This is a genomic window from Actinacidiphila paucisporea (genome assembly GCF_900142575.1).
Lineage (GTDB): Bacteria > Actinomycetota > Actinomycetes > Streptomycetales > Streptomycetaceae > Actinacidiphila > Actinacidiphila paucisporea.
Map to the genome: position 1 here is coordinate 253264 of NZ_FRBI01000005.1, position 24999 is coordinate 278262.

Annotated in this window: 22 protein-coding genes; 11 read left to right on the forward strand and 11 right to left on the reverse strand. The window is 71.8% G+C overall.

What is annotated here, in order from left to right:
• Positions 1–33 precede the first annotated feature (33 nt).
• Positions 34–1470 carry a serine hydrolase domain-containing protein gene (locus BUE44_RS10850; protein WP_235002024.1) on the forward strand — a complete coding sequence of 479 codons (1437 nt, stop codon included), beginning with the start codon at positions 34–36 and terminating at the stop codon, positions 1468–1470.
• Here the strand turns inward: BUE44_RS10850 and BUE44_RS10855 are convergent.
• The 5 genes from BUE44_RS10855 to BUE44_RS10875 form a co-directional block, all read right to left on the reverse strand.
• Positions 1409–2956: a DHA2 family efflux MFS transporter permease subunit gene (locus BUE44_RS10855; protein ID WP_073496609.1), complete on the reverse strand. Its 1548-nt coding sequence runs from the start codon at positions 2954–2956 to the stop codon at positions 1409–1411. The two genes, BUE44_RS10850 and BUE44_RS10855, sit on opposite strands and share 62 nt — an antisense overlap.
• 99 nt (positions 2957–3055) lie before the next feature.
• Complete coding sequence (locus tag BUE44_RS10860) at positions 3056–3586, reverse strand: MarR family winged helix-turn-helix transcriptional regulator (RefSeq protein WP_073496611.1); 531 nt, start codon at positions 3584–3586, stop codon at positions 3056–3058.
• 100 nt (positions 3587–3686) lie between these two features.
• Entirely contained in the window at positions 3687–4190 is a 504-nt protein-coding gene (locus BUE44_RS10865; RefSeq protein WP_073496613.1) for an NUDIX domain-containing protein, read from the reverse strand.
• Positions 4191–4318: 128 nt separating this feature from the next.
• On the reverse strand, positions 4319–5521 hold the full coding sequence (locus BUE44_RS10870) for a cystathionine gamma-lyase (RefSeq protein WP_079189656.1): 1203 nt from the start codon (positions 5519–5521) through the stop codon (positions 4319–4321).
• Positions 5518–5895 (reverse strand): phage holin family protein, encoded by a 378-nt coding sequence (locus BUE44_RS10875; RefSeq protein WP_073496615.1) that lies wholly within the window; start codon positions 5893–5895, stop codon positions 5518–5520. Before BUE44_RS10875 ends, BUE44_RS10870 begins: the two co-directional genes overlap by 4 nt.
• A gap of 78 nt (positions 5896–5973) precedes the next feature.
• Between BUE44_RS10875 and BUE44_RS10880 the strand changes: the two genes are divergently transcribed.
• The 3 genes from BUE44_RS10880 (at position 5974) to thiC (ending at position 8686) form a co-directional block, all read left to right on the forward strand.
• Entirely contained in the window at positions 5974–6291 is a 318-nt protein-coding gene (locus tag BUE44_RS10880; RefSeq protein WP_073496617.1) for a cupin domain-containing protein, read from the forward strand.
• A 129-nt stretch (positions 6292–6420) separates the two neighbouring features.
• Complete coding sequence (locus BUE44_RS10885; protein WP_073496620.1) at positions 6421–6645, forward strand: DUF5326 family protein; 225 nt, start codon at positions 6421–6423, stop codon at positions 6643–6645.
• A 277-nt stretch (positions 6646–6922) separates the two neighbouring features.
• Positions 6923–8686 carry a phosphomethylpyrimidine synthase ThiC gene (thiC, locus tag BUE44_RS10890; protein ID WP_073496622.1) on the forward strand — a complete coding sequence of 588 codons (1764 nt, stop codon included), beginning with the start codon at positions 6923–6925 and terminating at the stop codon, positions 8684–8686.
• A 90-nt stretch (positions 8687–8776) separates the two neighbouring features.
• Here the strand turns inward: thiC and BUE44_RS10895 are convergent, their stop codons facing one another.
• From BUE44_RS10895 to BUE44_RS10910, 4 genes are all read right to left on the reverse strand, one after another.
• Positions 8777–9136 (reverse strand): hypothetical protein, encoded by a 360-nt coding sequence (locus tag BUE44_RS10895; protein WP_073496624.1) that lies wholly within the window; start codon positions 9134–9136, stop codon positions 8777–8779.
• Positions 9137–9267: 131 nt separating this feature from the next.
• Complete coding sequence (locus tag BUE44_RS10900) at positions 9268–10131, reverse strand: hypothetical protein (protein ID WP_073496626.1); 864 nt, start codon at positions 10129–10131, stop codon at positions 9268–9270.
• Between the two features lie 160 nt (positions 10132–10291).
• Complete coding sequence (locus tag BUE44_RS10905) at positions 10292–11530, reverse strand: metallophosphoesterase (RefSeq protein ID WP_235002026.1); 1239 nt, start codon at positions 11528–11530, stop codon at positions 10292–10294.
• Between the two features lie 272 nt (positions 11531–11802).
• The gene (locus BUE44_RS10910) at positions 11803–12909 is read right to left on the reverse strand and encodes a LacI family DNA-binding transcriptional regulator (RefSeq protein ID WP_073496630.1); all 1107 of its coding nucleotides are present in this window, start codon (positions 12907–12909) and stop codon (positions 11803–11805) included.
• 407 nt (positions 12910–13316) lie between these two features.
• Between BUE44_RS10910 and hisC the strand changes: the two genes are divergently transcribed.
• The 7 genes from hisC to BUE44_RS10945 all read left to right on the forward strand — a co-directional run bounded on the left by hisC (position 13317) and on the right by BUE44_RS10945 (position 23051).
• Positions 13317–14399: a histidinol-phosphate transaminase gene (gene hisC / locus BUE44_RS10915; protein ID WP_073496632.1), complete on the forward strand. Its 1083-nt coding sequence runs from the start codon at positions 13317–13319 to the stop codon at positions 14397–14399.
• A 149-nt stretch (positions 14400–14548) separates the two neighbouring features.
• Positions 14549–16066, forward strand: coding sequence for a cytochrome ubiquinol oxidase subunit I (locus BUE44_RS10920; RefSeq protein WP_073496634.1), 1518 nt, complete (start codon positions 14549–14551; stop codon positions 16064–16066).
• 18 nt (positions 16067–16084) lie between these two features.
• Entirely contained in the window at positions 16085–17122 is a 1038-nt protein-coding gene (gene cydB, locus BUE44_RS10925) for a cytochrome d ubiquinol oxidase subunit II (protein ID WP_073496636.1), read from the forward strand.
• Positions 17123–17219: 97 nt separating this feature from the next.
• Positions 17220–20723 (forward strand): thiol reductant ABC exporter subunit CydD, encoded by a 3504-nt coding sequence (gene cydD, locus BUE44_RS10930; RefSeq protein WP_073496873.1) that lies wholly within the window; start codon positions 17220–17222, stop codon positions 20721–20723.
• Between the two features lie 98 nt (positions 20724–20821).
• A complete protein-coding gene (locus BUE44_RS10935) occupies positions 20822–21112 on the forward strand; it encodes a DUF3303 family protein (RefSeq protein ID WP_073496638.1) in 291 nt (96 codons plus the stop codon).
• A gap of 189 nt (positions 21113–21301) precedes the next feature.
• A complete protein-coding gene (locus BUE44_RS10940) occupies positions 21302–21778 on the forward strand; it encodes a DUF6344 domain-containing protein (RefSeq protein WP_073496640.1) in 477 nt (158 codons plus the stop codon).
• A 379-nt stretch (positions 21779–22157) separates the two neighbouring features.
• Complete coding sequence (locus BUE44_RS10945) at positions 22158–23051, forward strand: HAD family hydrolase (RefSeq protein ID WP_073496642.1); 894 nt, start codon at positions 22158–22160, stop codon at positions 23049–23051.
• A 46-nt stretch (positions 23052–23097) separates the two neighbouring features.
• Here the strand turns inward: BUE44_RS10945 and BUE44_RS10950 are convergent, their stop codons facing one another.
• Positions 23098–23883, reverse strand: coding sequence for a VOC family protein (locus tag BUE44_RS10950; RefSeq protein ID WP_073496644.1), 786 nt, complete (start codon positions 23881–23883; stop codon positions 23098–23100).
• Between the two features lie 209 nt (positions 23884–24092).
• Complete coding sequence (locus BUE44_RS10955; RefSeq protein WP_073496875.1) at positions 24093–24920, reverse strand: NAD(P)H-binding protein; 828 nt, start codon at positions 24918–24920, stop codon at positions 24093–24095.
• Between the last annotated feature and the right edge of the window lie 79 nt (positions 24921–24999).

Here is a 24999-nt window from a genome sequence, read left to right on the forward strand (position 1 = left end):
TCGGCCAGCGACGGCGGAAGGACGTGACAGCGGGTGACCGTGAACGGCGGATGGGGAAGCGGCGCGGACGGCGGCGAGGAGCTGCTGCCCGCCACCCGGCGGGCCCTGCTGCACCGGGTGGCGGTGGGACAGCGCGACGGGCGCACTCCCTCGCTGGTCGGGGCGGTCGTGCGGGACGGGGCGATGGTGTGGTGCGGCTCCCGCAGCATGATCGAGGGCCACGCCCCTGACGCCGACACCCAATACCGCATCGGCTCGATCACCAAGTCCCTGGTCGCGGTGCTGGTGATGCGGTTGCGGGACGAAGGGCTGCTGGAGCTGACCGACCCGCTGAGCCGCCATCTGCCGGAGACGGCGGTGGAAGCGGGCGCCGGCGGGCTGGATGCGGCGGGGTTGAGTGCGGCCGGGCGGCTGACGGTGGGCCAGCTGCTCAGCCACACCTCGGGCCTCGCCTCCGAGACCCCGGGGCCCTGGTGGGAGCGCACCCCGGGGTCCCTGCGTCCCGAACTGGCGGATGTGCTCGGCACCGAGCCGATCAAGCATCCGGCGGGGCGCCGCTACCACTACTCCAACCCCGGGTTCGCCCTGCTCGGCGCCCTGGTGGAGCAGGTGCGCGGGGTGCCGTGGGCCGAGGCGCTACAGGCCGAGGTGCTCGATCCCCTGGGCATGGCGCGCACGACGTTGCTGCCGCAGGCGCCCGCTGCTGGCGGCTTCGCCGTCCACCCGTGGGCGGATGTGATGCGGCCCGAGACCGTACAGGAGACCGGGCGGATGGCGCCGGCCGGGCAGTTGTGGTCGACGGCCGGTGATCTGGCGCGCTGGGCGGCGTTCCTGATGGCGGGGCGGGAGGGGGTGCTGAGCACGGCGACGCTGGAGGAGATGCGGCAACCGGCCGTGCCTCCCGAGGCCGCCGACATGGACGGCGGTTACGGGCTCGGCATTCAGCTGAGTCGCCGCGGCGGCCGCCTGCTGGCCGGTCACACCGGCTCGATGCCCGGCTTTCTGGCGACGGTCTGGGTGAGCGTCGAGGACGGTGTCGGCGCGGTCGCGCTGGCCAACGCGACTTCGGGGCCGCAGATCGGCACCATCGCCACCGACCTGCTGGCGATCACCCTCGACGCCGAGCCGAGCCTGCCCGCCGCCTGGCGTCCCGCCGACGCGCTCGCTCCGGATCTGCTGGAGCTGGCGGGCCCCTGGTACTGGGGCACCCAGGGCTTCGCGCTGCGGATCGACGCCGATGGCGGGCCGAGCCTCGCGCCGCTGACCGGCCAGGGCCGCGCCACGCGGTTCCACGTGGAACATGACGGGACCTGGACCGGTCGCGAGGGCTATTACGCGGGCGAGACGCTGCGGGTGATGCGCACGGCGGACGGCTCGGTCAGCCATCTCGACCTCGGGTCATTCGTCTTCACGCGCGAGCCCTACGATCCGTCGGCTCCGCTGCCCGGCGGCTTTCCCGGCTGGCACTGACCTCGCCGGAGGCGGCTGCCGGCATCCCCGCCGCGCCGGCGCCGCCGCTCGCGGGCACCCTGAGCAGCAAGGACGCGGCCACAGTCGCCACCGCCAGCAGGCCGGCGGCGACCAGGAAGGCCAGGTGGTAGCCGCCGGTCAAAGCTGCGGCCTGCGAGTGGCCCGCGGCGGTCAGATGGTCGGTGCGGGCGCTGGCCAGCGCGGCGAGCACCGCCAGGCCCAGCGCGGCGCCGATCTGCTGGGCGGTGTTGAAGACGCCCGAGATCAGACCGGAGTCGGCGGGCGTGGCGTCGGACATGCCAAGTGTCATCAGGGCCGGCATCGCGAGGCCGAAAGCGGTCCCGAAGACCAGCGTCGCCGGGAGGACGTCCGTGACGTACGAGGCGTGCACCGCGGGCACCCGGGCCAGCAGCAGGAAGCCGCCTGCGAACAGCGCGAGGCTGGGTAGCAGCACCGCCCGCTCGCCGAAGCGGGAGCCCAGCCTGGCCGACAGCGCGAGCGACATCACGCCGATGACGAGCCCGGTGGGCGCGATGGCCAGGCCGATCCGCAGCGGGTCGTAACCCAGCACGCGCTGGAGGTAGAGGGTGACCATGAACTGGAAGCCGAAGCCACCGGCCACCATCAGGGCCTGCACGATGTTGGCGCCGGTCACCAGCCGTGAGCGGAAGAGTCGCAGCGGCATCAGCGGCTGTGCCGCCTTGGCCTGCCGGAGCAGGAAGCCGGCCAGCAGCACGAGCGAGACCGCGGCGAGAACGAGGGTGGACGCCGACGTCCAGCCGTGGTCGGCGGTGCCGACGATCGTGTAGACGCCCAGCATCAAAGCGGCGGTGACCAGCAGCGCGCCGGGTGCATCGGCGCCGCGCACAGGGCTGCCCGACCCGGCGACGGACCCGTCGACGGATCGGGGGATCGGCCGGTCGTCCGGCAGCAGGCGCAGGCTGAGTACGGCGGCGGCCGCGCCGATCGGCAGGTTGACGAAGAAGATCCAGTGCCAGTTGACGGCCTGGGTGAGGACGCCGCCGGCCAGCAGCCCGAGCACACCGCCCGCCGACTGGACGAAGCTGTAGACGCCCATGGCCCGTCCGCGCCCGCTCGGCTCGGGATAGAGGGCGATCACCATGCCCAGGCTGACCGCGGAGACCATCGCTCCGGCGGCGCCCTGCACGAAGCGGGCGGTGATCAGCAGGCCTGCGGAGTCGGCGAAGCCGCAGGCCAGCGAGGCGGCGGTGAAGGCCGCCAGCCCGCCGACCAGGATGCGGCGGCGTCCGATGAGGTCGCCGATCCTGCCGGACAGCAGCAGCAGACCGCCGAAGGCGATGAGGTAGGCGTTCACCACCCAGGCCAGCGCGGACTGGGAGAAGCCCAGGTCGCGTTGGATGGACGGCAGCGCGACGGTCACGATCGTGCCGTCCAGGATGATCATCAGGGTGCCCGCGCTGAGTACGGCGAGGGCGGCGGCGCGGGAACGGGAAGACAGCGGCATGAGGTCGCCTCCTGGCGGATGGATTGCCAGGACTGACCGTAGCAGAAGGTTTTGTTGGAGACTATCTATTACGGGCTTACATACTTGCTTCCATGCCGCTCACTGGCGGGACTGCCGCGGGCGGCGCACTGCCTGGACGCCGTCCGGGGAGTCCGCCGGCGTCGCGAGATGCCCGGTGGTCAGCCGATTCAGCGCCGAGACGAAGACCGATCGCTCCGGCTCGGGCAGCGCCCCGAGGACGTCGCCGTGCACCCGGTCGACGATCTGCTGCCCGGCGGCCACCACGTCGGCGCCCGCCGCGGTCACCCGGATGATGCGCGCCCTGCGGTCCGTCGCCGACGGCACCCGCTCGGCGAGACCGGCCCGCTCCAGCTGGTCGACGGTCACCACCATCGTGGTCTTGTCCAGGTCGGACAGCTCGGCGAGCTGGGCCTGGGTTCGCTCGGTCTGCGCGGCGTGCGCCAGCACGCAGTGCGCCCGTGGAGACATGCCGATCTCGGCGAGCGCTGCCGTCATCTGCGTGGCCAGCACGTGGGCGGTGTGCTGGAGCAGGTACGACACGTCGGGGGAGCCGGTGACCGGCGAGGGCGAGGGCGCGGTGGCGGTGGCGGTGGCGGAGTCCGGGGTCATGAGTCGAGAGTAGCAAGATAGGTCTGCTACGGGACGATCCCGTAGCGGACCTAACTGCTGCGGCGGCCCTGGTGCCGGTATCGGCGCCCGCGCCCGTGGCTCAGCCCATCTCGGGCCCGAGCAGTCCGAGCACGCCCTCGATATTGGCGTCCAGGTAGTGGCGCAGGGTCAGCGGCACGATGCCCACCGAGGCGATGCCGATCCTGCTGAACGGCACCCGGACCACTTCGTACTCCCCGCAGGGGTCGTCCACCTCGGGGCCGTGCCGCCGGTCGAGATCCATCGACGCCAGCCGGCAGGCGAAGAAGAACTGCACCTTCACGCCGTGCGAACCGTCGTCCGCGATGTGCTCGACGGTGTCGACGAAGGCGGGTACCACGTCGGTGATCTTCCCACCCAACTCCTCGTCGATCTCGCGGTGCAGGGCGGCGACGACACCGGCGTCGTCGTCCTCGACGCCACCGCCGGGCGTGATCCAGTACGGTGCCATGCCGGGCTTGGTGCGCTTGATCAGGACGAGCTGGTCACCGTCGAAGACCAGGGCACGTGCGGTGCGCTTGACCACCGGGCGGGTGGTGGGGCTGGGATGCGGATCCGGGGGCATGCCAGACATCTGCCGCGGCCGGCACGGGGGCAAACGTGCCCGCGGCCGTCAATCGAAGCGTTCGGCCGGGCTGTGCGCCGTCTGTGAGCGCGCACGCCCGGCCCGTGTCCGTAACCCGTCCGCGGCCGTCACCGCGTCGCCGCCGCGTCCAGCGCGTCCAGCACGTCGGCCACGATGTCGTCCGGGTCCTCGATGCCCACGGAGAAGCGGACGAAGCCCGGCGGCACGGCGTCGCCGCCCCATCGGGCCCGGCGCTCGGCGGTGCTCTGGATGCTGCCGAAGCTGGTGGCCTCCGACGTCATGCGCAGCGCGGCCAGGAAGCGCTCGGCGTGCGCCTGGTCGGGCAGGGTGAAAGAGACCACACTGCCGAAGCGGCGCATCTGCCGGATGGCGACCGCGTGCGAGGGGTCGGTCGGCAGCCCCGGGTGCCGCAGATCACTCACTTCGGGGCGTTTGAGCAATGCCGTGGCAAGAGCCACGGCATTGGTCGCCTGCCGGTCCACGCGCAGGGCGAAGGTCGCGATCGACCGGTGCGCGAGCCAGGCCTCCATGGGCCCGGGAATCGCGCCGACCGTCTTGCGCCAGTAGCGCACGCCGGCGGCCAGTTCCGCGTCCCTGGTGCTGACGTAGCCGAGCAGCAGGTCGCCGTGGCCGCTGAGCGCCTTGGTGCCGCTGGCGACCGAGAAGTCCGCGCCAAGCGAGAGCGGCCGCTGGCCCAGCGGCGTGGCGAGGGTGTTGTCGACGGCGACCAGCGCGCCCGCGGCGTGGGCCGCGTCCGCCAGGCGCCGGATGTCGCACACGTCGAGCCCGGGATTCGACGGCGTCTCCAGCCACACCAGCGAGACGCCCTCCATTGCCGCCAGCTGCGCGTCGCCCGCGGTCGGCGCGAGCCGCACGGTCACGCCGTACGACTCCAGGCGCTCGCGCAGCGCGCGCGTCGTCTGGTAGCTGTCCGACGGCAGCAGGACCGTCTGCCCGGCCTTCACCTGCGACAGCAGCACGGCGGCGACGGCCGCCATGCCCGAGGCGAAGACCGCGGTGCCGACCTCGGGGTCGCCCGGCGCCTCCAGCTCCGAGATCGCCTGCTCCAGGCGCTCCCACGTCGGGTTGTCGTCCCGGCCGTAGACGTAGGGCCCGGTCGCCTCACCTGGCAGGTGGTAGTGCGAGACGAAGACCGGTCCTGGCAGCGACGGCTCGTACGCCGTCGCCGGCGGCCGGCCCGCGTGCACGCTGCGCGTACTGTCGCCGGGGCCGCCGTCCGCCGCACCGCCGTGCTGCCTGCCGCTCTCCGGGCCCCCGAAGAATTCCGTGCCCCCCTGTCCGCCGGTCACTCGTCGTCCGGCAGGACGACGTGCAGCGCCCAGGACACGACGCTGACGATCAGACCGCCGACCACCGCGGTCCAGAAGCCGTGCACGTGGAAGTCCAGGTTCAGCTTGCCCGCCAGCCACGACGTCAGGAGCAGCATCAGGGCGTTCACCACCAGCGTGATCAGCCCCAGGGTGAGGATGAACAGCGGGAAGGACAGCACCTTGACGATCGGCTTGACCAGCCAGTTCACGACGCCGAAGACCAGCGCGACCAATATCAGGCTCAGTACCTTGCGGGACGTGGAGTCGCCGGTGAGGGTGATGTCCTTGATCACCCAGGTGGCGACGCCGAGGGCCCCGGCGTTCGCCAGCGTTTTGACGATGAAATTCTTCATGGTGTGATCGTCGCAGACCTGATCAGCAGAACAAGAGACCGAGCAGAACCGTAGCCCGACCGCAGCGGAGGAGTGGCGATGAAGGTGTTCCGGTTGGACGACCTGGACGCGGAACGTGCTGCGAACCAGGGCGCTTACCTGCGCTTTCTCAAGGAACGCACCATGTCGGCCGGGCTGTACGCGCTCAAGGCGGGCGAGAACGACCCGCAGCAGCCGCACGGCCAGGACGAGGTCTACCTGGTGGTCAGCGGCCGGGCCGCGATCACCGTGGGTGAGGAGACGACGACCGTCGCGCGCGGCAGCGTGGTCTACGTGCCGGCCGGCACCGCGCACCGCTTCCACCACATCACCGAGGACCTCAGGGTCGTGGTGGTCTTCTCCCCGCCGGAGCCCTAGGGGTGCGATCAGGGTCGTATCCGGCGTCCTCGGCCCCCACACGGGGCAGAAGTGGCCCTACAGTCGAAGTATCGGCGGAAGAACCGCCGGACCGACCCGGGTGCGGGGACGAAGGAGAGTCAAGGCGTCATGGACAAGCTGCTGAGGGGCCTGCCGTGGTGGGTCAAGTGGGTCGCCGTCCCGGTGATCGCGCTGGTGGTCTTCGGTTCCCTGATCGCGGCCCTGGTGAGCTTCGTGATCGGCCTGCTGTTCAAGGTGGTCGTGTTCGTGATTCTGGTCGGGGCGCTGGTCCTGGTCGTGAAGCGTGTCACGTCCGGCGGGTCCTCCTCGAAGTCGTCGAAGCGCGATTGGTGAGTGCCGCCGCACTTCCCCGCTCGTACACCTCCCTCGCCGCCGGTGGCCACCGCCACCGGCGGCGACTGCTGTCCGGGGGGTCCGCGGGCCGATCGCCGCAGGGCCCCTGGTGCCTGTGTGTACCCAGCCGCTAACGTTGGCGCCACTTTGCAAACGCGGGAGCTCGGAGCACCGGGCTGAGAGGGCGCTGAAAGCGGACGCGGAATCACGCCGACGCGACAGCTGCGCCGACCGCCGAACCTGTTACCGGGTAATGCCGGCGTAGGGAGTAGGTCTCATGACCACGCAGGACGCAAGCACGCGCGAAATCGGCTGGCACAAGGCGTATCTCACCGGGTCACGGCCGGATGTGGCGGTTCCGGTCCGGCAGGTGCACCTCACCAACGGGCGCGATGTGACGCTGTACGACACATCGGGCCCCTACACCGACCCGTCGGTGCAGACCGACGTCCGGCGGGGCCTCGCCCCGGTCCGGGAGAACTGGATCATCGGCCGCGGCGACACCGAGGAGTACGTGGGCCGTCCGGTCCGCCCCGAGGACGACGGCATCAAGCACACCGTCCCCCGCGGGGGCCTGCGCAATCTGGACGCCGTCTTCCCCGGCCGCCCGCGGCTCCCCCGGCGGGCCCGCGACGGGCAGCCGGCCACCCAGCTCGCCTACGCCAGGCGCGGCGAGACCACCCCGGAAATGGAATACGTCGCCCTGCGCGAGGACGTCCCGCCGCAGACCGTACGCGACGAGATCGCCGCCGGGCGGGCCGTGCTGCCGGCGAACGTCAACCACCCGGAGAGCGAGCCGATGATCATCGGCAAGCGGTTCCTGGTGAAGGTCAACGCGAACATCGGCAACTCCGCGGTCACCTCCTCCATCGAGGAGGAGGTGGAGAAGATGACCTGGGCCACCCGCTGGGGCGCCGACACGGTCATGGACCTGTCCACCGGGCGCAACATCCACACCACCCGCGAGTGGGTGCTGCGCAACTCCCCCGTCCCCATCGGCACCGTCCCGCTCTACCAGGCTCTGGAGAAGGTCGACGGCCGCGCCGAGGAACTGACCTGGGACATCTACCGGGACACCGTCATCGAGCAGGCGGAACAGGGCGTCGACTACATGACCGTGCACGCCGGCGTCCTGCTGCGCTACGTGCCGCTCACCGCCCGCCGCAAGACCGGCATCGTCTCCCGCGGCGGCTCGATCATGGCCGCGTGGTGCCTGGCCCACCACAAGGAGAACTTCCTCTACGAGAATTTCGCCGAGCTGTGCGACATCCTCGCCGCCTACGACGTCACCTACTCGCTCGGCGACGGCCTGCGGCCCGGGTCCATCGCCGACGCCAACGACGAGGCGCAGTTCGCCGAGCTGCGCACCCTCGGCGAGCTGAACACCATCGCCAAGCGGCACCACGTGCAGACCATGATCGAAGGCCCGGGACACGTCCCGATGCACAAGATCAAGGAGAACATCGACCTCCAGCAGGAGATCTGCGAGGAGGCGCCCTTCTACACCCTCGGCCCGCTGACCACCGACATCGCCCCGGCCTACGACCACATCACCTCCGGCATCGGTGCCGCGATGATCGCCTGGTGGGGCACGGCGATGCTCTGCTACGTCACCCCCAAGGAACACCTCGGCCTGCCCGACCGCGACGACGTCAAGACCGGCGTGATCACCTACAAGATCGCCGCCCACGCCGCCGACCTCGCCAAGGGCCATCCCGGCGCCCAGGCCTGGGACGACGCCCTGTCCGACGCCCGCTTCGAATTCCGCTGGGAGGACCAGTTCAACCTGGCCCTCGACCCGGACACCGCCCGCGCCTTCCACGACGAGACGCTGCCGGCGGAACCGGCGAAGACCGCGCACTTCTGCTCGATGTGCGGCCCGAAATTCTGCTCGATGAAGATCAGCAGGAGCATCACCGAACGGTTCGCCCCCGACCTGGCCGCGCCGTCGTCGGACGCCGACATCGAGGCGGGCATGCTGGAGAAGTCCCGGGAGTTCGCCGCCGCGGGCAACCGCGTCTACCTGCCGCTGGCGGACTGAGGCCCGCGCATTGCCGCTGCCCGGGGAAACCTTCAGCGGCTTTTCCGGGCAGCGCGACCGTTCCGCTGAGCGGGCGTCAGGGGGCGGGCGTCAGTTGGGGGAGACCGGCGATGACCAGCCCACCATGGAGAAGCTCCGCCACCGCCCGAGCGAGACGACCGCGCTGGCGGAGAAGGTCGACGACAGGTAGGAACTGGGGCGGCCGACCGGGTCGGTGCAGCGCGGGCCCTTGTGCAGGACGATGTCGCTGCCGAGCTGGTTGGTGACCCGGTCGACCCCGCGCGGGGCGAAGGCGTGGCATCTGCCGTGGATCGGGTTGCTGATGGTCTGGGCGAAGGTCAGGCCGCGGGTGGCGGTGATCCGGCCCGCCGAGGTGTCCGAGCAGCCGGTGGCCGCCCACACCAGCGGGACGATCGTGCACAGGGCGGCGAGCGTACGGCGGACGCGCATGGGCTTCTCCCGTCTGACCAGGTACGGGATGAGTCAAACAACGTCACGCGCCGGGCGCGACCGGGGTCGGCCAACCGGGGGCGCGGCGCCACCTGTGCGGCGTCACCGCCGCCACCTCACCCCCTGCGACGTCATTCGGGTGCGTGGTCGGGGCCGCCGAAGTCCGGGCTGCCGAAATCGGGGCTGCTGAAGTCAGGGCTGCTGAAACGCGGCGCGGTCGGCCGCGGGTCCTGGGGCGAGGAGAAGTCCGGGCGCGAATAGCCCAGCCGCGGCATCCGCGGGGCGGAGGGCGCCTGGGCCGGCGCGGCGGGGGCCGCGGTGTCGCTCAGCGCGTCCTCGAGGAAGGGCAGCAGACCGCGTTCCAGCAGCGCCTGATGCCACGCCTCACGGGCCCGCAGCACCTCCGGGGGCATCCCGTCGGGCGAGTCGTGGATGGCACCGGAGCCGTCCCGCAGCGCGGTCAGCAGCAACCCGATCCCGCCGAGCAGGATCGCCGCGGCGGCGACCGCGGCGAAGAACCAGCCCGCCGTGCGCAGCGGCGAGGCGATCGCGGGCTGCGGGTGCACCGCGGCCATGGAGTAGCCGATGAGCAGAAAGATCAGCGCCGCGGCTCCGGCGAGCAGCGGCGTCAGGACGGCGATGACGGCGGCGAGGCCGGCTCCCGATCCGGCGCCGTCCGCGACGCCCATGGCGGCGTAGCCGAAGGCCCGGCTGTCCCTGGACCGTGCCGCCTCGCGCACCGCCTCGCGCGTCTCGGCGCGCAGCGTGCGGTAGGCGTCGTACTCCGCGGCGGCCTGCGCGCTGATCCGCTCGGCGGCGGCCAGCGCAAGCGTGCGCAACTGCTCGGCATTCAGCGGCAGGCCGCCGCCTGCGGCGCCGTCCGGCAGTCCCGGGCCTTGCGGGCCCTCGTCGTCCAGGACGATGCGCAGGGCCTCGTCCAGTACGTGCTCGAAATCGGGGCGGTCTTCGTTGAGCAGGTGTGGGGCGGTGGTCATGTGCGTCCCCCGATGCTCCGACTCCCCGAGCGAGGCCGGTGTTCCGTCAACGGAACGGGCTCGGCCGGCCGGATGCGCGGAGAGCGGTGTGCCTACGGATAAAGCGATGGTAGAGCGGGGAGGTCAGACCGTGACAGGGTGCAACCAGGAAATGTGGAGGCTAGCCAATCAGCGGGAGTTGGGCAACCAGCAGGCGCCCTTCCATGGTGACGCCGCCGTCCATTGCCACGGCGAGGCTGTCCGCGTAGATCATCGGACCGCTCACCGCGTGCCCGCGTTCCTCGCCGTCCTGCGGCACTTCGCCGCCGGCCTCGCCGAGCAGGTAGGGGATCGGGCTGTGCCCGTGCACCACCCGCTGGCCGCCGTAGACGCCGAGGATCTCGCGGGCGGCGTCCGGGCCGTCGTCGCCGCGGAAGGCGAATCGTTTGGTGAGCTTGCGGAAGAGGTCCCAGCACTCGTCGGCGTCGTTGCGTTGCAGGACGCCGGTGATCGCGTCGTTCATCTCCTCGATGCTGCTGCCGTAGTCCAGATACGCGGTGGTGTCGGAGTGGACCAGGAGGTGGCCGTCGGTGAGGTGGGCAGCGTCCAGCCGGGAGATCCAGGTCAGATGCCGGTCCTCCAGCCGGTCCATGTCGGAGGGCTGGCCGCCGTTGAGCCGCCAGGCGGCGAGGAAGGAGGCGGTGCCGCCCGCGGAGTTGACGGGGGTGTCGCCGAAGCGGTGGGCGCCGAGCAGCAGCAGTTCGTGGTTGCCCATCAGGGCGCGGCAGTATCCGCCGGCCGCGGCCGCCTCCGCGGACAGCTGCATGACCAGTTCGATCACACCGATGCCGTCGGGGCCGCGGTCGGTGAAGTCGCCGAGGAACCACAGCCGGGCACTGCCCGCCGACCAGTGGCCCTCGCCGTCCACGAGCCCGCGTTCGCGGAGCGCGGCCAGCAACTCGTCGAGATAGCCGTGCACATCGCCGACGACGTAGAGCGGCCCGGGGCGCTCGGGCCGTTCTCCGGCCGTCTCCGAGGGCTCGCCGAGCACCGGCAGGTCGCGGGCGGTGGGGCTGTACTCGGCGGGGACCAGCGGCGTGTCGTGCTCGGTCGGCTCGTACGGCCGGGGCGGCGCGGGCACCGTGGGGGCGTGCGCGGGCGCGGGCGGCGCGCTGTCGAAGGCCGGGGCGCCGTCGAAAACCGGCGCGGGCGCCGGGTAACCGACGGCCGCGCTCTCCTGCCCGTGGCCGTAGACCGTGACGGGCTGGTGCTCGCGGCCGTAGTCCGCAGCGGGCTCGTGTTCGCGGCCGTAGCCGCCGGCCGCCTGGTGCGCGTGCTCGTAGGCGGCATCCACTGGCTGCCGGTACGCCGGCTGCTCGTCTGCGGGCTGCTCATATGCGGGCACGGGTGGGACGCCCAACGCGTGCTCGTAACCTGCCGCGCGCTCAAAAGCCGCCTCGGGACGCCAGCTCTCCGCGGTCCCGGGCTCGGACCCCTGACCTGCCCCCTGAGTCATCGACCCCTCCACGATCGCGCCGCCATCCGCCCATCATAGGAATGACGCTGTCGCGTTGTGACATACCCGGGCAGTTGGATTTCGCAGGGTGCAGACAAAACACCCCGTAGTCACCGCAGGATACGAAGCCTTGACGAAGGACGGCACCGCCAGGCGGCTCCGTCCGGACGTCGTTTCTAACCCTCCCCCCGGGCGGAGGTGCGCGGCGGGCTGACGGTGGTGCGGTGCGGGCGGCGCTGCGAGGATGTACGGATGATCAGCTCGGTCGGCATCACCTGCTGCACGGGGTGGGCCGGTCCCACGCCCTCGATGGCGTCGATGAGCAGCTGCACCACGGCGGTGCCGATCCGGCGCGGTTTCAGCGACAGGGTGGTGATCGGCGGCTCCGTGGCGGCGTAGCCGGTGCTCTCGCTGCAGCAGACCAGCAGCAGGTCGTCGGGCACCCGCAGACCGTAGCGGCGGGCGGCGGCGAGCAGGTCGGTACCGTTGGGGTCGAAGAGCCCGTAGACGGCGTCGGGGCGGTCCGGGCGGGCGAGTAAGCGGTCCGCGGCGACGGCGCCGGCGCACGGGTCGTGCGCCGGATAGGCCTCGTAGACCGGTTCCTGGCCGATGCGTTCGCACCATTCGAGATACGCGGTGGTCGACAGCCGGGTGTACGTGTCGGTGCTGGTGCCGGTGAGTAGGCCGATCCGGCGGGCGCCGGCGGCCGCGAGATGGTCGAGGATGCCGAGCACGGCCTCCTCGTGGTCGTTGTCGACCCAGGCGTGCACGGGCAGGCTGCCGGCTGGGCGGCCGTCGCTGACCACCGGCACGCCCTGCCGGACGAGTTCGGTGACCACCGGGTCCTGGTCGGAGGGGTCGACGACGACCGTGCCGTCCAGCGCCACGTTGCCCCACACGTCGTGCCGCGAGGAGGCGGGCAGGATGACCAGGGCGTAGCCGCGGGCAAGCGCGGCGGAGGTGGCGGCTCGTGCCATCTCCGCGAAGTACGCGAATTCGGTGAAGGTGAACGGTTCTTCGCCGTATGTCGTCACCGTCAGGCCGATCAGGCCCGACCTGCCGGTGCGCAGTGTGCGGGCGGCGGCGGAGGGGCGGTAGCCCAGCCGGTCGGCGACCTCACGGACATGGCGTCGGGTGGCGTCGGGCAGTCGGCCCTTGCCGTTGAGCGCGTCGGAGACAGTCGTGATCGAGACGCCGGCGGCAGCGGCGACATCCCTGATCCCCGCTCGCTCCAGCCGGCGTCCGACGGGCCGGCTCGCCTGGTGATTCCCTGCTGCTGTCATGGCGTGCCGATAGTAGGGCGGCCTTGGTCCGCTCGGCCGCCATCCCGTCGGACCCTCAGAAGGAAGGTTTCTGCATGATCGAATTCCTTATGCCATGTGGAATATGCAGGCGGCAGACCGGGAGTTGAGGCGATACGGGCGCGAGCGTGGCCATCCATAGGCCATTGGCCCAGCAGAAGCTCTCGCGGCAACTCACTCCTACGGGGGATGCGCGCCACCCCGCGCGCCACCGGAGCATGGGGTCGCGCACGGCCCTGGCGCAAGAACGCGTGCCCGGCCGGGGGTGGCGCGAAGCGGCCGCCCGGCGCCACCCCTCGGCGGGGGCCCGGCGCGGCGTCCAGGAGCGTCCCCGACGGGTGTGGTGCACCGCACTCCCCAGGTCGGCGCGGTCCTCGTAGGGTGTGGCCATGAGCCCCGAGACCCCCAAACTGCGCGCGGAACTGGACGGTATCCCCACCTACAAGCCGGGTCGACCGCCGGCGGCCGCGGAGGGTGTGCCGGCCTTCAAGCTGTCCTCGAACGAGAACCCGTACCCGCCGCTGCCCGGTGTCCTGGAGGCGACCGCCGCCGCCGCGGCGTCCTTCAATCGTTATCCGGACCTCGCCTGCTCCGCGCTCACCGGCGAGCTGGCGGCGCGCTTCGGGGTGCCGGCCGAGCATGTGGCGACCGGGACGGGGTCGGTGGGGGTGGCGCAGCAGTTGCTGCAGGCGACCTCGGGTCCCGGCGACGAGGTCGTCTACGCCTGGCGGTCTTTTGAGGCCTATCCGATCATCACCCGGATCAGCGGCGCCCGGCCGGTGCAGGTGCCGCTGGACGCGGCCGAGCGGCACGACCTGGACGCGATGGCCGACGCGGTCACCGACCGGACCCGGCTGATCTTCGTCTGCAACCCCAACAACCCCACGGGCACCGTGGTGCGCAGGGCGGAGCTGGAGCGGTTCCTCGACCGGGTGCCGGGTGACGTGCTGGTGGTGCTCGACGAGGCCTACCGCGAGTTCATCACCGACCCCGACGTGCCCGACGGTACGGACCTCTACCGGGAGCGGCCCAATGTGGCCGTGCTGCGGACCTTCTCCAAGGCGTACGGCCTGGCGGGGCTGCGCATCGGTTTCGCCATCGCGCACCAGCCGGTGGCGGAGGCGCTGCGCAAGACCGCGGTGCCCTTCGGGGTGAGCCAGCTCGCCCAGGACGCCGCGGTGGCGAGCCTGCGGGCCGAGCCGGCGCTGCTGGAGCGGGTCGCGGGCCTGGTCGCCGAGCGGACCCGGGTCTTCGAGGGGCTGACCGCCCAGGGCTGGACGGTGCCGGAGACCCAGGCCAACTTCGTCTGGCTGCGGCTCGGGGAGCACACGGACGCCTTCGCGGCCGCGTGCGAGCGGGCGGGGACGACGGTCCGGCCCTTCGCGGGCGAGGGAGTGCGGATCACCGTCGGCGAGACGGCCGCGAACGACCTGCTGCTGCGGACGGCCGAGGCCTTCCGCAAGGAGCTCTGATCCGCCCCGCTCAGGAGAGCCCTGCACGGACCTGCTGACCTGCACTTTCGCCCCCTGACCACCCCCCGGTGGCAGGGGGCGAACGCATGTGCGTGATACTGCTTGTGAATGAGTTCACGTTCACAAGCGCGATGCAAAGGAGACGTATCGTGCAGCTCGCACTGGAGCCACTGAACGTCGCCAGGTGGCAGTTCGGCGTGACGACCGTCTACCACTTCCTCTTCGTCCCCCTGACGATCTCGCTCTCCGCGCTCACCGCGGGCTTGCAGACCGCCTGGGTGCGTACCTCCAAGGACAAGTACCTCAGAGCCACCAAGTTCTGGGGCAAACTCTTCCTGATCAACATCGCCATGGGCGTGGTGACGGGCATCGTCCAGGAGTTCCAGTTCGGCATGAACTGGTCCGACTACTCGCGCTTCGTGGGCGACGTCTTCGGCGCCCCGCTCGCCTTCGAGGCGCTGATCGCCTTCTTCTTCGAGTCGACCTTCGTCGGGCTGTGGATCTTCGGCTGGGACAAGCTGCCCAAGAGGATCCATCTGGCCTGCATATGGATGGTCTCGATCGGGACGATCCTGTCCGCGTACTTCATCCTGGCGGCCAACTCCTGGATGCAGCACCCGGTCGGCTACCGCTACAACCCGAAGACCAAGCGGGCGGAACTCACGGATTTCTGGGCGGTGCTGACGCAGAACACCGCGCTCGCGCAGTTCTTCCACACCATGTCGGCGGCCTTCCTGACCGGCGCCGCCTTCATGATCGGCATCGCCGCCTACCACCTGGCGCGCCAGCGGCACATCGCGGTGATGCGCTCCTCGCTGCGGCTGGCCCTGGTGGTCGCGGTGGTGGCCGGTACGCTCACCGCGATCAGCGGCGACACGCTCGGCAAGGTGATGTTCAAGCAGCAGCCGATGAAGATGGCCGCGGCCGAGGCGCTGTGGGACGGGCAGAAGGGCGCACCCTTCTCGATCTTCGCCGTCGGTGACGTCAGCAAGGGCCACAACGAGGTCGCGATCGACGTCCCCAACCTGCTGTCCTTCCTCGCCACCGACAACTTCACCTCCTACGTCGGCGGCATCAACGACGTGAACAAGGCCGAGCAGCAGAAGTTCGGGCCCGGCGACTACCGGCCGAACATCCCGGTCGAATACTGGGGCTTCCGCTGGATGATCGGCTTCGGCGTGGTCTCGATCGGAGTCGGCGCGGCCGGACTGTGGCTCACCCGGCGCAGGTTGTGGGTGGCGCCCGAGCACCGGACCGGTGAGGACGAGGTGCCGAACCTGATGCTCACCAGAAGCACCCGCTTCGGCCCCGCACTGTCCCGCTGGTACTGGCGGCTGGCCCTGCTGACGATGGTCTTCCCGCTGATCGCCAACTCCTGGGGCTGGATCTTCACCGAGACCGGCCGCCAGCCCTGGGTCGTCTACGGCGTGCTGCGCACCCGCGACGCCGTCTCCCCCGGGGTGTCCACCGGCGAGGTGCTGACCTCGCTGATCGTCTTCACCGGCCTCTACGCCGTCCTCGCCGTCGTCGAGATCCGGCTGATGCTGAAGTACGCCAAGGCGGGCCCGCCGGAACTGACCGACGCGGACCGTCAGCCCCCCACCCGTATCGGCGGCGGAAACGGCGGCGCGGACGCCGACGACCGCCCGATGGCCTTCTCGTACTGAGCGGCAGGAGGAGAGATCATGCATCTGCACGACGTCTGGTTCGTCCTGATCGCCGTTCTGTGGACCGGGTACTTCTTCCTGGAGGGCTTCGACTTCGGGATCGGTGTCCTGACCAAGCTGCTGGCCCGCGACCGCGCCGAGCGGCGCGTGCTGATCAACACCATCGGCCCGGTCTGGGATGGCAACGAGGTCTGGCTGCTCACCGCGGGTGGAGCGACCTTCGCAGCCTTCCCCGACTGGTACGCCACCCTCTTCTCCGGCTTCTACCTGCCGCTGCTGGTGATCCTGGTCTGCCTGATCGTGCGCGGGGTCGCCTTCGAATACCGCGCCAAGCGGGACGACGAGCGCTGGCAGCGCAACTGGGAGCACGCGATCTTCTGGACCTCGCTGCTGCCGGCCTTCCTGTGGGGCGTCGCCTTCGCCGACATGGTGCACGGCGTGAAGATCGACGCCCACAAGGAATATGTGGGCGGTCTCTGGGACCTGCTGCACGGCTACGCCCTGCTCGGCGGGCTGGTGACGCTGGCGCTGTTCACCTTCCACGGTGCCGTCTTCGCCTCACTGAAGACGGTCGGCCCGATCCGGGAGCGGGCACGGGCGGCCGCCACCAGGATCGGCGCCGTCGCTGCGGTGCTGGCACTGGCCTTCCTGATCTGGACCCAGGCGGACAGCGGCAACGGCCGCAGCCTGGTCGCGCTGATCGTGGCCGCGCTCGCCCTCGCGCTGGCGCTCGGCGCCAATGCCGCGGGGCGGGAGGGCTGGTCGTTCGCCTTCTCCGGGGTGACCATCGCGGCGACCGTCGCGCTGTTCTTCCTGAGCCTGTTCCCCGACGTCATGCCCTCATCGCTCGACAGCGCCTGGAGCCTGACGGTCAGCAACGCCTCGGCGACCCCGTACACGCTGCGGATCATGACGTGGTGCGCCGCCATCGCCACCCCGCTGGTGCTCCTCTACCAGGGGTGGACCTACTGGGTGTTCCGCAAGCGGATCGGCACGCAGCACATCGCCGCCGCCGCAGCCCAGTCGGCGGAGCGTCCGCTGGAAGGCGCGCGCTGATGTTCCACGTGAAACACGTACGACGTGCACGCGGTGGTCGTGGCGCTCCTCTCGTTCGCGGTGTGCACCCCGCTGGCTGGGAAAGGGGATGTTCCACGTGAAACCCGTCGATCCGCGACTGCTCCGGTACGCGCGCACCACCCGGGTCTTCCTGACCGGCACGGTGGCGCTCGGTCTGGTGGGCGCCGGTCTGATCGTGGCGCAGGCGACGCTGATCGCCGACGTGGTCGTCGGCGGTTTCCAGCACGGCGACGGCACCGGCGCCCTGGGCGGCGATCTGCTGGGACTGGCGGCCGTCTCGGTGGGCCGGGCAATGGTGGCCTGGCTGACCGAGCTGTGCGCGCACCGGGCCGGGGCCGCGGTCACCTCGCAGCTGCGCAACCGGCTGCTGATACGTGCGACGGCGCTCGGCCCAGGCTGGCTGACCGGCCGCCGCAGCGGTGAACTCACCACCCTCGCGACTCGCGGCATCGACGCGCTGGACGACTACTTCGCGCGCTACCTGCCGCAACTGGGGCTCGCCGCCGTCGTTCCCGCGGTCGTGCTGGCCCGCATCCTTCTCGCCGACTGGATATCGGCACTCACCATCGTGCTCACCCTGCCGCTGATCCCGCTGTTCATGGTGCTGGTCGGCTGGGCGACCAGGGACCGGATGGACCGGCAGTGGCGGCTGCTCGGCCGGCTGTCCGGGCACTTCCTCGACGTGGTCGCCGGCCTGCCGACACTCAAGGTCTTCGGGCGGGCCAAGGCGCAGGCCGACAACATCCGGGCCATCACCGGCGACTACCGCAAGGCCACGCTCAAGACGCTGCGGATCGCCTTCCTGTCGTCCTTCGTGCTGGAACTGCTGGCCACCATCTCGGTCGCCCTGGTCGCCGTCGACATCGGCATGCGGCTGGTGCACGGCGAGCTGTCGCTGCGCACCGGGTTGCTGGTGCTGGTCCTGGCCCCCGAGGCCTACTTGCCGCTGCGGCAGGTCGGGGCGCAGTACCACGCGGCCGCGGAAGGGCTGGCCGCCGCCGAGCAGGTCTTCGAGGTGCTGGAGACCGAGCCCGCCAGGGCGCCGGGCGGCACCCCCGCACCCGATCTGCGGACCGCAACGGTCCGGGTCGAGGGCCTCGCGGTACGGACCGAGGGTGCGCTGGCACCGACCTCCTTCACCCTCGCGCCCGGCGAGACGCTGGCGGTGACAGGCCCGAGCGGGGTCGGCAAGACCACGCTGCTCAGCGCGCTGCTCGGCTTCGCGCCACCCGCGCGGGGACGCATCCTGGTCGACGGCCTCGACCTCGGAAACCTCGACCAGGCGTCCTGGCACCGCCAGATCGCCTGGGTGCCCCAGCACCCGCACCTCTTCCCGGGCACGATCGCCGACAACGTCCGGCTGGCCAGGCCCGACGCCTCCGACGCCGACCTGCACGCCGCTCTGGCCGACGCCGGCGCGCTGGGCTTCGCCGCTCCCGACGACGTCATCGGCGAGGACGGCGCGGGGCTGTCCGCGGGCCAGCGGCAGCGCATCGCGCTGGCCCGCGCCTTCCTCGCCGACCGGCCACTGCTGCTGCTGGACGAGCCGACCGCCAACCTCGACGGCGACACCGAGGGGGCGCTCATCGCGACCCTGCGGAAGCTGTGCCGGGGCCGGACGACGGTCCTGGTCGCCCACCGCCCCGCGCTGCTGCCGCTCGCCGATCATTTGCTCGCCCTCACGCCCGCGGCGCGCACAACGGAGGAGGCGCCCGCGCCGGACGACTCCCCCGCACCGGCCGCGCCTTCGCACGGCGGCTCACCCGCGCCTGGGCGGCTGCCAGAACCGGACCCCGCGCCCGCGCCGGACCGGTCCGCCGGCACCGGTGGCGTGCGCGGGCTGCTCGCGACGGGGCGAATACGCGGCTTCCGCGGGCGCTTCGCCGCGGCCTGCGGGCTGGGCGCGCTGGCGCTGCTGTCCGCCGTCGGGCTGATGGCGACCTCGGGGTGGCTGATCAGCCGGGCCTCGCAGCAGCCGCCGGTGCTGTATCTGATGGTGGCGGTCACCGCGACCCGGGCCTTCGGCATCGGGCGGGCCGTTTTCCGCTACGGGGAGCGGCTGGTCGCACACGACGCGGTCTTCCGCGCGCTGGCCGGCGTGCGGGTAGCGGTCTACCGGCGCCTCGAACGCCTGGCACCCGCCGGCCTGCGCGAACGGCAGCGCGGTGACCTGTTGTCCCGGCTGGTCGCGGATGTGGACGCGGTCCAGGACCACTACCTGCGGTGGCTGCAGCCCGCGATCACCGCGGGGCTCGTGGTGCTGGTGTCGGCGGCCTTCGCCGGATGGCTGCTGCCGGCCGCGGGGATCGCCCTCGGGACCGGGCTCCTGGTCGCCGGGGTCGCCGTGCCGCTGCTGGCCGCGGCCGTCGCACGCCGTACCGAAGCGCGGCTCGCCCCGGCCCGCGGTGAGCTGTCGGCCAGGGTGCTGGCCCTCTTCACCGGCACCGCCGAGCTGACAGTGGCCGGCGCGCTGGACCGCCGGCGGGACGAAGCCGCGGACGCCGACCGTACGCTCACCGCGGTCGCCGCCAGGTCCGCCACGGTCACCGCGCTGGGAACCGGGCTGACCACGCTGGTCGGCGGTCTCACCGTGACGGCGTGCGGCTGGGCAGGGGTGCGGGCGGTGGCCGCGCACGACCTGCCGGGCGTGGCGCTCGCGGTGCTGCTGCTCGCGCCGCTCGCCGCCTTCGAAGCGGTCAACGGCCTGCCGCTCGCCGCGCAGCAGCGGCAACGCAGCCGCCGCGCAGCGGAGCGGGTGAACGACGTGCTCGACGCGCCGCTGCCCGTGAACGAGCCCGCCCACCCGGCGGCGCCGCCCGCCTCCCCCTTCCCCCTGGTGGTGAGCGATCTGACCGCCCGCCACCCCGGACGGACCTCCCCGGCGCTCGACGGCGTTGGCCTCACCCTCACCCAGGGTCGCCGGATCGCGGTCGTCGGCCCGTCGGGTGCGGGCAAGACGACGCTGGCGCACGTACTGCTGCGCTTCCTGGACGCCGAGTCCGGTACGTACACCCTGGGAGGGCGGCCCGCGGACGAGTGCGACGGTGACGACGTACGCCGGCTGGTCGGCCTGTGCGCGCAGGACGCGCATGTCTTCGACAGCAGCGTCAGGGAGAACCTGCGGCTCGCCCGTCCCGATGCCGGCGACGACGATCTGCGTGCCGCTCTCGCCGCCGCCCGGCTCGACCTCGACCTGGATCTCGCCGTCGGCGAGCACGGTGCCCGGCTGTCCGGCGGCATGCGGCAGCGGCTCGCGCTGGCCCGCGCGCTGCTGGCCGGCTTCCCCGTACTGATCCTGGACGAGCCCGCCGAGCACCTGGACATCGCCACCGCCGACGCCCTGACCGCCGACCTGCTGGCCGCCACCCGCGGCCGCGACCGTACGACGCTGCTGATCACGCACCGGCTGGCCGGGCTCGCGGGCGACGCCGTCGACGAGATCGTCGTACTCGACGCGGGCCGGGTCGTCCAACGCGGCACTTACCGCGAGCTGGCGACCGCCGACGGCCCCTTCCGCCGCACGCTGGAGCGCGAGCGGATCGCCGACGAGGTCGGGACGCAGCACCCGGTTGCGGCCTGACGGGGCCGGGAGGAGGCTGGGAACCGAGGCGCGACCGGGGTCTTCCGTGCGTGCGCAGGGCGTAGAGCGCCGGCCACGCTGCGGAGAGGATGAGACCCATGCGGATGCTGCTCACCGCGCGACTGGACACCGCGGCTGCGAACCAGGCCGTCAGTGACGGCACCATGTCGAAGATGGTGCAGGAAATGACCGAGGAACTACGCCCGGAGTGCGCCTACTTCACCACCTCGGCGGGTGATCGGTGCTGCTACATGGTTTTCGAGATGAAGGACAGTTCCCAGATGCCGCCGGTCCTCGAACCCTTCTTCCACGCCGGTGCAAAGGTCGATGTGCGGCCGGTCATGACCATGGACGATCTGCAGACCGGACTGGCGAGCCTCAGTCTCTGACCTGCTTATACCGCCTGCTCCCCGCGCCTGCCAGCGCTACCCGCACGAGGCGCCGCGAGGCCCGCATTGCGCCGGACGGGTGGCGTTGGTCTGAAAATCCCCGGACTCGGGGTGCGGTTCCGGACAATCCGTGCTCGCTTCCTCATCATCGGATTAGTCACTTCGACCGATAAGGAAACGAGAGAGGTCATGGCAGCTACCACTCCCCGTGTCATCGCGTTCTGGGGCGCTTTCCTGAACGTGCTCATCAAGTGCATCGCCGCGCTGGGCTTCGCGACCCCGGCCCGTATGAAGGGCGCCGCGCCCCGGCCCGCGGCGGGCCACGCCACCGTACCGGCGCAGGCCGTCGCCACTCGGTCGTTCGCGGGCGCCGCGCCGAGGGGCGGTGATCCCGCGCGGGGACATGCCGCACCGGCGCATTCGGCCAGCCGGGTGGTGCTGCCCGCACCGCGGTCGTCGGAGCGCGGGCGTTCGCTGCCGCCGACGATGAAGCAGCGGATCAGGGCCGAGGCGCACGGCACGTCACCCAGCTCCCGCAGCATCGCCGTACCGGCCGACGGCCTCGGTGACGTGGCGGCCGTGGCGGCCGCCACCGCCGGCGCCGCCGAGCAGGCCGCCACCGCCGGCCGCGCCGGCCGCCGCCGCGACCGCGCGCTGTGCGGCTGACCGCCGCAGGGCTTTCCGCGCTCCACCGCCCGTCCGACCCGGGCACCGCAGGTCGTACGACCCGAGCAGCACAGGTCGGCGTACGCCACCGCGTCACCACGGCGCCTTTCCGCGGCGGCGACGACCGTCCCAGAACGTGACCCGCAACGCGATCAGCAAGGCGGACCCGTAAGACGACCCTCAACGTGGCCCGCAATGTGACCCTCAATGTGACCCCTCAACACGACCCGCGACAACCAGCGCGTCACCCGGAAGGTCACCCCGAGTACCACCCCGACCGTCACCCCGAGGTCGTCACAACCCCGCACCATCCGGCTCGGCTGAGCACAAGTCCGCACTTTTGTGCGGGCAAGCGCGGCGGATACGGGAGGATGGGTAGGTGACCTCAGCCATCGGTGCCCCCGGCGGGCCCTCCCCTTCGCCCGACGAGCACCCGCAGCCTCATACACACGACGACTTCGCCGTCACCTCACCGCGGCTGATCGCCACCGACCTGGACGGAACGTTGCTGCGCAACGACCGCTCCGTGTCGCCGCGTACGATCGCCGCGCTGGCCGCCGCAGAAGCGGCCGGTATCGAGGTCTTCTTCGTCACCGGGCGTCCCGCACGGTGGATGGGCGTGGTCGCCGAACACCTCGCAGGACACGGAATGGCGATCGTCGCCAACGGTGCCGCGGTCTACGACCTGCGTGCGCACCGGCTGATCGAGGCCTTTCCGCTGCCCGGGGACGATGCGCTCGCGGTCGCGCACGCACTGCGCGCCGAGCTGCCCGGCACAAGTTTCGCGATCGAGCGCCCCGGGAGCTTCCGGCGCGAGCCCGCGTACGGAGCCGTCGAGCCCGACGCCGGACCGCCGGCGCCCGTCGACGTCCTGCTGGCCGAGGACCGCACGCAACCGGTGCTGAAACTGCTGGCCAAGCACCCGTCGATGGATCCCGACGACTTCCTGGCGACGGCACTCGCGGTAGCGGGCGGGCACGGTGAGATCACCCGGTCGAGTGAGACCGCCCTGCTGGAGGTCAGCGGCAAGGGCGTCAGCAAGGCCACCACGCTGGCGCGCTGCTGCGCGGAACGCGGGGTCACGGCGGCCGAGGTGGTCGCCTTCGGCGACATGCCCAACGACCTGGCGATGCTCGGCTGGGCCGGTACGTCCTACGCCGTCGCCAACGCGCACCCCGCCGTCCTGGCCGCGACCACCCACCGGACGGCGGCGAACGAGGACGACGGGGTGGCGCGGGTGATCGAGCGGATCGTCGCGGCCCGGCGCAACTGACCGGCCGGGCCGCACGTACGCCGTCGCGTACGTACCCCGGCTGCGGTCAGCTCCCGCCCTCCATCGCCACGACGGAGAAGACGCCGCCCTGCGGGTCCTGGACGACGGCCATCCGGCCGATCTTCTCCATGTCGAACGGCGGCGTGAGCACCGACCCGCCGGCCCGCACGACCGCGTCGACGATGCTGTCGGTGTCGTCCACCGCGAAGTTGACCATCCAGTGCGGCGGGGTGCCGTCGGGCAGGTTGTCCATGCCCATGACGCCGCCGACGGTGTGGCCCTTGACCTGGAAGCCGGTGAATTCCGGCATCTCCGGCATCGGGCCCGCGGTCAGGCCGAGGACCGCGGAGTAGAAGTCGCCGGCGCCGTCGGGGTCGGGGCTGTGCAGCTGGTTCCAGACCAGCGCTCCGTGCTCGTTGACGATCTCGGCACCCTTGAAGTCCCGCGGCTGCCACGCCCCGAAGACGGCACCGTACGGGTCGACGGCGACGAACATCCGCCCCAGGGTCATCACGTCGGTGGTCGGCATGATCACCGTGCCGCCGTTGGCCTTGACCGCGGCCTCGGTCGCGTCCGCGTCGGCCACCGAGAAGTAGGTGGTCCAGGCGGTCGGCGGGGCGGGCTGGTCGTCCATCGCCATGGCCTTCATCAGGCCCGCGACCGGCTTGCCCTTCTGCGTACAGACCGAATAGCCGCCGTATTCCTCCGGACCTACCTCGCCCTGCCAGCCGAACAGGTCACGGTAGAAGTCCAGCCCGGCTTGCTGGTCGGGCACCATCAGGTCGATCCAGCACGGTGTGCCGGGCTCGTAGGGGCCGGTGACTTCGGGCATCTGGCGCCTCCATCGGTGGTCCGGGGTGCCGCGGGGGCCCCGGTGCGGAATGTGCCGCCACCCCGGCCGGACGACCGGGTGGCCACGCCCCCGATAGACCACCCTCCCCGCCGCCCGGCACTCCCGCTACCCGAACGCGGTGGGGGCGGGGCGGCTCCTGGGGGTGCTTCGCGCGCCGGCGCTCCGTGCGGGGCACTCCGCCGGGCGTCTTACGCGAAGGCGGCGGCGTGCCTGGCCGCCCAGGCCGCGAAGGTGCCGGCGGGCCGCCCCAGCACGCGCTCGACGTCGGGGGTCACCGCCTGCTCGGCCGGCAGCGGCTCGCCGAGGATGCCGAGGGTGGCGTCCGCGACGGGCTCCGGCATGAAGCCCAGCATCTGCTCCCTGGCCTCGGCCCTGCTCTGCTCGACGAATTCCACCGGCTCACCCAGGGCGGCACCGATCGCCCGTGCCCGCTCGCGCGGGGACAGGGCGGCGGGCCCGGTGAGTTCGTACGTACGCCCGACGTGGCCGTCCTCGCGCAGGACGGCGGCCGCGACCTGCGCGACGTCGGCCGGGTCGATGGCGGGCAGCGCCACCTCGCCGAACGGCGCGAAGACCGTCCGCCGGGTGCGTACCGTCTCGGCCCAGGCAAAGGCGTTGGACGCGAAACCACCCGGCCGCAGCACCGTCCAGTCCAGGCCCGAGTCCCGTACGGCCGCCTCGAAGCCGGCCGCGTGCGCGTACGCCTGCGGCCGGGTCCCCGCGCCCTGCGAGGACAGCAGCACCACGCGGCGTACGCCGCCGGCCTTCGCCGCGTCCAGCACGGCGTGCGGGTCGTCGCCGGCGACCAGCAGGAAGAGCGCGTCGGCCCCGTCGAAGGCGGGGCGGAGGCTGTCCGGCGCTGCCAGGTCGCCCTGCCGGTGGGTGACGCCGGGGGTTGCCGCCCCTGTCGCCGTCGCTCGCCGCGACACCGCGACGACCTCGTCGCCGCCTGCCGCAGCGAGCGCGCTGACGACCTGCTGTCCGACGTTTCCGGTTGCTCCGGTCACCACGATCATGATCACTCCCAGGTCCGATGTCCCGTTGACCCGATGAAGCTAACATCGTGGAGATAGTAGGTACCTAGAGGATAGTAAT

Bases quoted from the DNA above. Each gene is read 5' to 3' on its own strand.
- BUE44_RS10855 (WP_073496609.1), bottom strand. From the start codon at position 2,956: ATGCCGCTGTCTTCCCGTTCCCGCGCCGCCGCCCTCGCCGTACTCAGC.
- BUE44_RS10860 (WP_073496611.1), bottom strand. From the start codon at position 3,586: ATGACCCCGGACTCCGCCACCGCCACCGCCACCGCGCCCTCGCCCTCG.
- BUE44_RS10865 (WP_073496613.1), bottom strand. From the start codon at position 4,190: ATGCCCCCGGATCCGCATCCCAGCCCCACCACCCGCCCGGTGGTCAAG.
- BUE44_RS10875 (WP_073496615.1), bottom strand. From the start codon at position 5,895: ATGAAGAATTTCATCGTCAAAACGCTGGCGAACGCCGGGGCCCTCGGC.
- BUE44_RS10880 (WP_073496617.1), top strand. From the start codon at position 5,974: ATGAAGGTGTTCCGGTTGGACGACCTGGACGCGGAACGTGCTGCGAAC.
- BUE44_RS10885 (WP_073496620.1), top strand. From the start codon at position 6,421: ATGGACAAGCTGCTGAGGGGCCTGCCGTGGTGGGTCAAGTGGGTCGCC.
- thiC (WP_073496622.1), top strand. From the start codon at position 6,923: ATGACCACGCAGGACGCAAGCACGCGCGAAATCGGCTGGCACAAGGCG.
- BUE44_RS10895 (WP_073496624.1), bottom strand. From the start codon at position 9,136: ATGCGCGTCCGCCGTACGCTCGCCGCCCTGTGCACGATCGTCCCGCTG.
- BUE44_RS10900 (WP_073496626.1), bottom strand. From the start codon at position 10,131: ATGACCACCGCCCCACACCTGCTCAACGAAGACCGCCCCGATTTCGAG.
- BUE44_RS10910 (WP_073496630.1), bottom strand. From the start codon at position 12,909: ATGACAGCAGCAGGGAATCACCAGGCGAGCCGGCCCGTCGGACGCCGG.
- hisC (WP_073496632.1), top strand. From the start codon at position 13,317: ATGAGCCCCGAGACCCCCAAACTGCGCGCGGAACTGGACGGTATCCCC.
- cydB (WP_073496636.1), top strand. From the start codon at position 16,085: ATGCATCTGCACGACGTCTGGTTCGTCCTGATCGCCGTTCTGTGGACC.
- BUE44_RS10935 (WP_073496638.1), top strand. From the start codon at position 20,822: ATGCGGATGCTGCTCACCGCGCGACTGGACACCGCGGCTGCGAACCAG.
- BUE44_RS10940 (WP_073496640.1), top strand. From the start codon at position 21,302: ATGGCAGCTACCACTCCCCGTGTCATCGCGTTCTGGGGCGCTTTCCTG.
- BUE44_RS10950 (WP_073496644.1), bottom strand. From the start codon at position 23,883: ATGCCCGAAGTCACCGGCCCCTACGAGCCCGGCACACCGTGCTGGATC.
- BUE44_RS10955 (WP_073496875.1), bottom strand. From the start codon at position 24,920: ATGATCGTGGTGACCGGAGCAACCGGAAACGTCGGACAGCAGGTCGTC.